We start from the raw sequence: 8,128 nt of genomic DNA, 5'->3' as shown, positions 1-8,128 counted from the left end.
ACTCCTCGAACCGCCCGGTGCGGACCCGCATGCCGGGTGGTGTGGGAGGGGTGCGGTCCACTAGGATCGCCCCCTATCCCGATTCGGGCGCGGCGCGGGGAGTGGCACGCCGGCCGTCTGGATCGGGGGGAGGCATGAAGAAGGGCCGGGCTGGGCACCCGAAGACCATCGGAGCCCTCCGCGGCCACGGCACGCCGGCGCCGCCCGGCCGCCAAGGACACCAGAGCGTCGCCGTTCAGCATGGCCTGCTGGGAAGGGGATGGCGCCGACAGGCAACGAAAGAGGGGCGGTGGACCTGGCCGGTCCGACCGCCCCTTTGCGGGAAGGCAAGCCTTACCGCGCCTGCGCGGCCGGGCCGCTGTCCTCCGTCTCGGCCAGCCAATGGGCGAGCGAGGCCTTGCTCGAATGAGCGGCGTCCTTGCCGCTGGCGGCGTCGCTCCAGCCCGGCGGCACGCCCTCCATGTTGGGCAGCTGGTGGGCGATGCCCTTGTGACAGTCGATGCAGGTCCGCTGTCCGGTGAACAGGAATTCCTCGTGCGCCCGCGCGGCCCGCGCGCCCTGCTTGGTGATGTCCATGGATTCCGGCGAGTGGCAGTTCCGGCATTCCAGGGAGTTGTTGGCCTTCAGCCGCGCCCATTCATGCTCGGCCAGTTCGCGGCGCATGGCGACGAACTTGTCGCGCGTGTTGATGGTGCCGAAGATCTTGCCCCAGACCTCCTTGGAGGCCTGCATCTTGCGGGCGATCTTGTCCGTCCATTCATGGGGCACATGGCAATCCGGGCAGGTCGCCCGCACGCCAGAGCGGTTCGTGAAGTGGATGGTCTGCTTCAGCTCCTCGTACACGTTGCTTTCCATCTCGTGGCACGAGATGCAGAAGGCCTCCGTGTTGGTGGCCTCCAGCGCCGTGTTGAAGCCGCCCCAGAACATGACGCCGGCGGCGAAGCCGCCGAGCGTCAGGAAGCCGAGGCTGAGATAGCGGCTGGGGCTCGAGATCGTGCGCCAGGGGCTGAGAATATATTCCGGAAGCTTGAGCTTCATTTGCGGTCACCCCCGTCGGACGGGCGGGTGATCAGCGAGTCCACGTCCTGGAAGGTGTTCGGCACGAGCGGCTGCGCGGTGGTCTGCGGGACGTGGCATTGCGTGCAGAAGTACCGGCGTGGCGCCACGGCGCCCAGCGTCTGGCCGTCGCGGTCGATATAGTGGGTGATGCTGATCATGGGCGCCTGGCTGCCCTCCACATACTTGCGGCTGTGGCAGGTCAGGCACTGGTTGTTGTTGAGGCTGACCTGATAGTCGCGGATGTTGTGCGGGATGACCGGCGGCTGATCCGGGTAGTTGCGGGCCACGCGGCGGTCGTTCGTCACGTCCGCCGGGATCTGCGGGGCCGGGGCCTCGTCCGTGAACTGCACGGGCGGCCGGAAGGGCGAGTCGACGCGGGCTGGGCCCGTTCCCTGCGCGGAGAGCAGGGCCGGCACTAGGCAGGGCAGGGCGGCGAGCGCCACCAGCATGTAAGAACGCATGATCGGGCTCCTTCCTTACGCGGCGACGATCTTGACGGCGCACTTCTTGAAGTCCGTCTGCTTGCTGATGGGGTCCGTCGCGTCCAGCGTCACCTTGTTGATCAGGCGGGCGGAGTCGAACCAGGGAACGAAGACCACCCCGCGCGGCGGCTTGTTGCGGCCGCGCGTTTCCACGCGGGTGATCATCTCGCCCCGGCGCGAGACCACCTTGACCTCCGACCCGCGCCGCAGGCCGCGCGCCTTGGCGTCGTCCGGGTGCATGAAGCACAACGCCATGGGCATGGCCTTGTAGAGTTCGGGCACACGCATCGTCATGGAACCGGAGTGCCAGTGCTCCAGCACGCGGCCGGTGACCAGCCAGAGGTCGAACTCCTTGTCGGGGGATTCCGCCGGCGGCTCGTAGGGGAAGGCGAAGAGCACGGCCTTGCCGTCCGGGTTGCCGTAGAATTTCACCCCCTCGCCCGCCTTCACGTAGGGGTCGAGCCCCTCGCGGTAGCGCCAGAGCGTCTCCTTCCCCTCCACGACCGGCCAGCGCAGGCCGCGGACCTGGTGGTAGGTGTCGAAGGGTGCCAGGTCATGGCCATGGCCACGGCCGAATTCGGCGTATTCCTCGAACAGGCCCTTCTGGACGTAGAAGCCGAAGGCCTTGGCCTCCCGGTTCTCGTAGTCCGGGTTGATCTCGGACAGGGGGTATCTGTCGACGTTGCCGTTCTTGAAGAGCACGTCGAACAGCGTCTTGCCCCGGTAATCGGGGTTGGCGTCCAGGGTCTCCTTCGGCCAGACCTCGTCCGTCGTGAAGCGCTTGGAGAATTCCATGAGCTGCCACAGGTCGGAACGGGCCTCGCCGGGGGCGGTGACCAGCTGGTGCCAGAAGTGGGTGCGCCGCTCGGCGTTGCCGTAGGCACCCTCCTTCTCGACCCACATGGCGGCCGGCAGGATCAGGTCGGCGGCGGACGCGGTCACCGTGGGGTAGGCATCCGAGACGACGATGAAGTTGTTCGGGTTGCGGTAGCCCTGGTAGGTTTCGTTGTCGCTGTTGGGAGCCGCCTGGAGGTTGTTGTTGACCATGATCCAGAAGGCATTGAGCTTGCCGTCCTTCAGCATCCGGTCCATCAGCACCGCGTGGTAGCCGATTTTCGACGGCAGCAGTCCCGGCGGCAGCTTCCAGCCTTTCTCAACGTATTTCCGGTGTTCCGGGTTGGCGACCTGCATGTCGGCGGGCAGCCGATGGGCGAAGGTGCCGACCTCGCGCGCCGTGCCGCAGGCCGAGGGCTGGCCGGTGAGCGAGAAGGGGCTGTTGCCGGGTTCGGAGATCTTACCGGTGAGAAGGTGGATGTTGTAGACCATGTGGTTCGCCCAGACGCCGCGGACGTGCTGGTTGAAGCCCATGGTCCAGAGCGACATGACCTTCGTCTTGGGATCGGCATACAGCTCGGCGAGCGCCAGGAGGCGCTCCTTGGGCACGCCGCTCACCTCGGATGCCTTCTCCACCGTGTAGTCGCTGACGAACCGCGCGAACTCCTCGAAGCTGCTGGGGGTGGAGGCCGCGGCTTCCTTGGCGTTGGCGGCACGGACCTCCAGCACATGCTCGGGCCGCAGGCCGTAGCCGATGTCCTTCTGGCCCATGCGGAAGTTGCAGTGCTTCTCCACGAACTCCCGGTTCACCCGGCCGGTCTGGATGATGTGGTTGGCGATGAAGTTCAGGATGACGAGGTCGGTTCCCGGATGGAAGGTCATCGGGATGTCGGCCAGCTCGTAGCTGCGGTGCTCGAAGGTCGAGAGGACCGCGACCTTGACGTGCTTGTGGGCGAGGCGGCGGTCGGTGACGCGGGTCCACAGGATGGGGTGCATCTCCGCCATGTTCGAGCCCCAGAGCACGAAGGCGTCGGCATGCTCGAAGTCGTCGTAGCAGCCCATCGGCTCGTCCATGCCGAAGGTGCGGATGAAGGAGACGGCCGCGGAGGCCATGCAGTGGCGGGCGTTCGGGTCGAGGTTGTTGGTGCGGAAGCCCGCGCGCATCAGCTTGGACGCGGCGTAACCCTCCCAGATCGTCCATTGGCCGGAGCCGAACATGCCGACGGCGTCCGGCCCCTTCTCCTTCAGAATGCGCTTCCACTGCCGGGCCATCTCGTCGAAGGCCTGGTCCCAGGAAACCGGGTAGAACTCGCCTTCCTTATGGTACTTGCCGTCGCGCATGCGCATGAGCGGCTGCGTCAGCCGGTCCTGCCCGTACATGATCTTCGACAGGAAGTAGCCCTTGACGCAGTTCAGGCCGCGGTTGACCTCGGCCTGCATGTCGCCGTGGGTGGCGACCACGCGGTTGTCCTTCGTCGCCACCATGACCCCGCAGCCGGTGCCGCAGAAGCGGCAGGGCGCCTTGGACCATTTCAGCTGCGCGTCCTCGCCCGCCACCATCGAGGACTGGGCGAACGCGGGCACGCTGATGCCGCCGGCCGCCGCGGCGGTCGCCACGGCCTGGGCCTTGATGAAATCCCGCCTGTCGAGCATGCGAGCCTCCCCCTCTTTTCCGAACTCTCAGATGTCCCGCGGCGCGGCCGGCGGGGCCGCGTCGAGCGTTTCGACGTGATGGAAAACCAGGACCGCCGACAGCACCCCGTCCAGCAGGTGCATCGCGGTCATGCGGTCGGCGATCCAGCCCTCGTTCGGACCTTCGACCGTCACCACGAGCTTGCCGCCCTGCTCGGCGTGGATCTCGGCGCCGGGCATGGCGGATATCAGCCCATGCACCGCGTCCCGCTTGTCGGGATTCACATGCACCAGCAGGGACGCGGTGTGCAGCTCGGCCGCTTTCGGGACGAAGGTCAGATCGTCAGGCAAGGCGGTCGCCTCCAGGCTTCATGGTTATGGAATTGGACGGGCATGCGGAGACGCAGGCGCCGCACCCGGTGCAGGACGACGCATCGACCAGCGCCTGGGCAACGCCGCCCCGAGCCAGGGCGAAGCGGATCGCGGACTCCGGGCAGGCCTCCCCGCAACTGCGGCAGAAGACGCGCTGCGCCGACAGGCATGTGTCGGCGACCGCGGCGACGTGGGACCAGGGACGGCTGTAGCTGGCGGCGCTGCCGTCCCTGGTCCCCTCGGCGGTGATGGCGAAGACCGGTTCCGGGCAGGCTTCGGCACAGGCTCCGCAGAAGCTGCACTCCCCGCGCGAGAAGTCCACTTCCGGAAAGCCGCCGTCGCCGGGGCGCAGGATCGTCTCCGGGCAGGCGCCGGCGCAGGAGCCGCACCGCGTGCAAAGCGAGGTGAAGAGATCCGCGCGGCTCCAGGGGGGGCGGATCGCGTCCGGTGCCGTCCGCGCTTTCCCTCTCAGGAAGGAACGCCGTCCAAGGTCAACGCTGCTGTCGGTCACGGTGCGTCACCGGCCCGGGATCAGACGGGCGGGGGCCCCGGAGGCCCCATGATCATCTGCGACATCCAAACGAGGAATCCGTAGCCGCCGACCACCGCGATGGACAGGATCGGCCAGATCACGACGGCGAGGATCAGGAACATCGTGATTTCCCGGCGCTTCGCCGAGGGATCGGCGCCCCTTGCCCCTTGGCCCGGGTCGGGCGGCTTGTTGCTGGAAATCTGAGTCATGATGGTCGACCAGCCTCCCCTGTAAAGCCATTCGTAAGCCTGTGCATGACGAATGGGCGCGTGCTGGCTCCAATCGGCCGGTGGCGCCCACACCCTGCATATGCGTTACGGATGCGCCTGTATCGAACAGGCATGGTTGTGAAACGTTTCGCGGGAAAAGATCCCTGAGGCACTCGCTTTCGAGGCGAAACCTTCTCGGTTCCGGCCCTCGGATGGCAGGCCTCATTCCGTGCCCACGAAGGGGTCGGCCAGCAGCTTGCTCCAGAAGGAAGGGACGCGTTCCGTCCGTTGCGCGGGCGACACGTCCCGCGGCCCGGCTGAGCCGGCGAGCGCGGCGATCGCCTCGGCGTTGAGACAGAAGGCCTTGGCGTCCGCCGCATCCCCGGAGCTCAGAGCGCGGGCGCAGCGGCGTTCGGACGAACAGCTGATGCACACCCGCTGGAGGTCCCGCAAGGCGTGCGGCGCGGCGTCCGCAAGCCGGTCCAGATCCAGGGAGTAGCGCGCCGCCATCCGCGGCAGCAGACGCTCGGCCCGGCCGTGGTCCGCCAGCAGGGCCGGCAGGTCGGCGGGCTGCAAACCCGCTTCCGACAGCACGCGGCCGGCCTCCTGCGCCGGAAGTCCGGCGAGATCCCGCCGCAGGGCGCCGCGCCGCAGCCAGCCGCGCAGCGGTTCCAGGAGCCTTTCGAAAGGCCCCTGAAGCGGGTGCGCGTGGTCCGGTTCCATATGAATGCTCGACATTCCGGTCTCCCTGGGTGGGAAGGCCAAGCTAGTCGATGCGCCGGGCGGGCGGTTTGATCTGGATCAAACTAACCCCGATGACTCTACCGAAAGGCCGGAACCGAATTTTCAGGCGGAATTTGCGCTGGCTCAAAGAGGCGGGCAAAGGCGCGAGCCAAGCTGTTCCGTACCGACACCGGAAAAGGAAACACGTCATGCTCGCGACCCGCATCGTGCACAGGAACATGAATCCTTCCGAAGCGCTGGACGGCTTCATCCAGGAGCAGGTTCAGGCGCTCGCCCGCATCGAGCCGCGGCTGCAGAGCTGCGAGGTCATTCTGAAGGCGGTGCACGGCCGTCTGCAAAAGGGCCGGTCCTTCCTCGTGCGGATCGACCTCGGACTGCCGGGCCGGCACATCGCCGCCGGCGCGGGGCCTGACCGCGCCCATGGCCACATGGATGTCTATGCCGCCGTGGCCCAGTCCTTCGACAGGGCGCGCCGGCAGATCGGCGAGGCCCGCGCGTGGATGCGCAAGGGGCGGCGGAAGCTGGCCGCCGACTGATGCCTCGCCTGCCCGGCGCATGACCGCCAGGTCATGAAGGGTTCGGCCGGTCCGCTTCGGGTGGGCCGGCCGGTTGCCGTTCCCGGAATGTGGAACAGCTGTACCGAGGGAGCACGGCGCGTGCGCGCCACTCCTCCGGCCTGCCCGGATCAGGACAGCGCCCGGTCTATGGCCCCCATCAGCCCTTCGTCGGTGACCGGTTTCTCCAGGAAGGCGACGCCGGCCCGCGCCGCGCTGTTCATGATCGCGTCCGTGCCGCCGCCCGTGATGAGCACGGTGGGCGGATCGACGCCTTCGGCGCGCAACGCGCTCAGCAGCTCCAGCCCGTTGCGCCCGGGCATGTGATAGTCGAGGAGAAGGCATCCCGACGGCAGCTCCCCGGCGTGCGGGTGCAGCTCCTCCCATGAGCGGAAGGCGCGGGCCGTTCGGCCGTGGCTCTCCAACAGCAAGGCGAGCGAGTCCCGGACGGCGTCGTCGTCGTCCAGGATGAACACCGTCTTCGCATGGAAACCCATGTCCACTCCATTTCTCCGGGCCGGCCCCGCAGGCGCGAACAGCCTGCCCGCGGTCACCGGGCCGTAATCGCCGGGCCAGAGTGCCGAACGGGAGCATCGGCGGCCTTGATGCAGAGCAATCCGTAAGCTGAAAACGTTTTTTGTCTTCGCCGCTCAGGGGAAGGACGCGCCCGGTGAAGAAGCGGCCAAGGGCATAGGTAATCCCCCTTACGTATCTTTCCGAACTGCACGCGCCGGAGCCCGCCCGTTATCTAGAGGGCATCAAGCCGCTGGGCAGTCATCTCGAAAAGCAGGGTTCCGATCATGGGCGTTCTCATCCGTGGCGCAAACGTCAAGCCGTCGCCGCACGCTTTCCTGGGTGGCCCGCGGTCCGGCTTGAGGATGGAAGCACCGCTCGGGATCTTCGGCGACCGTTCCGGCGACGACACCGCCGTCCTCAACGCCATGGGCGAGGCGCGGCTGTTCGACCGCGACCAGCCGCTCTTCGCGGAGGGCGACGCCGCCAACGCCGTCTACCGCGTGATGGACGGGCTGGTCCGGCTCTACAAGCTCCTTCCCGACGGGCGCCGCCAGATCGTCGGCTTTCTGCGCGCCGGCGACATGATGGGGCTGGCGGCCGGCGAGCGCTTCGTCTACACGGCCGAGGCGGTCATCCCCTCCACCGTGCGCCGCATTCCGCGTGCCCGCGTGACCGCCCTGATGGACGAGCGCCCGGCGCTGGCCCGCACGCTGCTGGCCGCCATGACCGCCGAACTGCTGGCTGCGCAGGAGCAGATGCTGCTTCTCGGCCGCAAGACGGCGCGCGAGAAGCTCGCCACCTTCCTTCTGGCAAACGACGAGCGGGCACAGGACGCGGCGGGCCGCATCGATTTGCCGATGAGCCGCACGGACATCGCCGATTATCTGGGCCTGACCACCGAGACGGTCTCGCGCGAATTCACCAAGCTGAAGACCGCCCATGTCATCCGGCTGATGGAGGGCGGCAAGGTCGAGCTGGTGGACCGGGACACGCTGTCCGATCTCGCCGAATGTGCGTGAGGCGGCATCTTCCGGGCCGTTCCCGGGGTTCGGCAGAAAATCGACGGCCCTTGGAAAAAAGCCCTTGCAGGGTCCCCGCCTTCCGACCTATATACCGCCTCCCCGACGCGGCGCCGCCGACCAGGCGATGACGCGAAAGGGGAAAGCGAAGGACAGGGCAAGCAGAGAGTAAGTT

Annotated in this window: 10 protein-coding genes; 2 read left to right on the top strand and 8 right to left on the bottom strand. The window is 67.5% G+C overall.

Annotated elements, in window-relative coordinates:
- Positions 1 to 333: 333 nt before the first annotated feature.
- The 7 genes from JUB11_RS31885 to JUB11_RS31855 all read right to left on the bottom strand — a co-directional run bounded on the left by JUB11_RS31885 (position 334) and on the right by JUB11_RS31855 (position 5,858).
- Positions 334 to 1,038, bottom strand: a complete 705-nt coding sequence (locus JUB11_RS31885; protein WP_207462836.1) for a NapC/NirT family cytochrome c — start codon at positions 1,036 to 1,038, stop codon at positions 334 to 336.
- Entirely contained in the window at positions 1,035 to 1,520 is a 486-nt protein-coding gene (locus tag JUB11_RS31880) for a nitrate reductase cytochrome c-type subunit (RefSeq protein ID WP_207462835.1), read from the bottom strand. The genes JUB11_RS31885 and JUB11_RS31880 overlap by 4 nt, the downstream gene beginning before the upstream one ends.
- A 15-nt stretch (positions 1,521 to 1,535) precedes the next feature.
- A complete protein-coding gene (napA, locus tag JUB11_RS31875; RefSeq protein ID WP_207462834.1) occupies positions 1,536 to 4,028 on the bottom strand; it encodes a periplasmic nitrate reductase subunit alpha in 2,493 nt (830 codons plus the stop codon).
- 27 nt (positions 4,029 to 4,055) lie between these two features.
- Positions 4,056 to 4,358, bottom strand: a complete 303-nt coding sequence (locus JUB11_RS31870) for a chaperone NapD (RefSeq protein WP_207462833.1) — start codon at positions 4,356 to 4,358, stop codon at positions 4,056 to 4,058.
- Complete coding sequence (gene napF, locus JUB11_RS31865) at positions 4,351 to 4,890, bottom strand: ferredoxin-type protein NapF (RefSeq protein ID WP_207462832.1); 540 nt, start codon at positions 4,888 to 4,890, stop codon at positions 4,351 to 4,353. Before napF ends, JUB11_RS31870 begins: the two co-directional genes overlap by 8 nt.
- Positions 4,891 to 4,910: 20 nt before the next feature.
- A complete protein-coding gene (gene napE / locus JUB11_RS31860; RefSeq protein WP_207462831.1) occupies positions 4,911 to 5,120 on the bottom strand; it encodes a periplasmic nitrate reductase, NapE protein in 210 nt (69 codons plus the stop codon).
- A gap of 222 nt (positions 5,121 to 5,342) precedes the next feature.
- Positions 5,343 to 5,858: a DUF6455 family protein gene (locus JUB11_RS31855; RefSeq protein WP_207462830.1), complete on the bottom strand. Its 516-nt coding sequence runs from the start codon at positions 5,856 to 5,858 to the stop codon at positions 5,343 to 5,345.
- A gap of 194 nt (positions 5,859 to 6,052) precedes the next feature.
- Between JUB11_RS31855 and JUB11_RS31850 the strand changes: the two genes are divergently transcribed.
- Entirely contained in the window at positions 6,053 to 6,400 is a 348-nt protein-coding gene (locus JUB11_RS31850; RefSeq protein ID WP_207462829.1) for an HPF/RaiA family ribosome-associated protein, read from the top strand.
- Positions 6,401 to 6,549: 149 nt separating this feature from the next.
- Here JUB11_RS31850 and JUB11_RS31845 read toward each other — a convergent pair whose 3' ends face one another.
- Positions 6,550 to 6,915 carry a response regulator gene (locus JUB11_RS31845; protein WP_247887467.1) on the bottom strand — a complete coding sequence of 122 codons (366 nt, stop codon included), beginning with the start codon at positions 6,913 to 6,915 and terminating at the stop codon, positions 6,550 to 6,552.
- A gap of 381 nt (positions 6,916 to 7,296) precedes the next feature.
- On the opposite strand from JUB11_RS31845, the gene JUB11_RS31840 reads away from it, so the two are divergent.
- Positions 7,297 to 7,953, top strand: coding sequence for a helix-turn-helix domain-containing protein (locus JUB11_RS31840; protein ID WP_247887466.1), 657 nt, complete (start codon positions 7,297 to 7,299; stop codon positions 7,951 to 7,953).
- Positions 7,954 to 8,128: the final 175 nt, after the last annotated feature.

It is taken from the genome of Azospirillum sp. SYSU D00513 (genome assembly GCF_017356015.1).
GTDB lineage: Bacteria > Pseudomonadota > Alphaproteobacteria > Azospirillales > Azospirillaceae > Azospirillum.
This window is presented reverse-complemented; position numbering and strand designations above follow the sequence as displayed.

Coding starts and splice junctions, on each gene's coding strand:
- JUB11_RS31885 (WP_207462836.1), bottom strand. CDS start 1,038: ATGAAGCTCAAGCTTCCGGAATATATTCTCAGCCCCTGGCGCACGATC.
- JUB11_RS31880 (WP_207462835.1), bottom strand. CDS start 1,520: ATGCGTTCTTACATGCTGGTGGCGCTCGCCGCCCTGCCCTGCCTAGTG.
- napA (WP_207462834.1), bottom strand. CDS start 4,028: ATGCTCGACAGGCGGGATTTCATCAAGGCCCAGGCCGTGGCGACCGCC.
- napE (WP_207462831.1), bottom strand. CDS start 5,120: ATGACTCAGATTTCCAGCAACAAGCCGCCCGACCCGGGCCAAGGGGCA.
- JUB11_RS31855 (WP_207462830.1), bottom strand. CDS start 5,858: ATGTCGAGCATTCATATGGAACCGGACCACGCGCACCCGCTTCAGGGG.
- JUB11_RS31850 (WP_207462829.1), top strand. CDS start 6,053: ATGCTCGCGACCCGCATCGTGCACAGGAACATGAATCCTTCCGAAGCG.
- JUB11_RS31845 (WP_247887467.1), bottom strand. CDS start 6,915: ATGGGTTTCCATGCGAAGACGGTGTTCATCCTGGACGACGACGACGCC.
- JUB11_RS31840 (WP_247887466.1), top strand. CDS start 7,297: ATGGAAGCACCGCTCGGGATCTTCGGCGACCGTTCCGGCGACGACACC.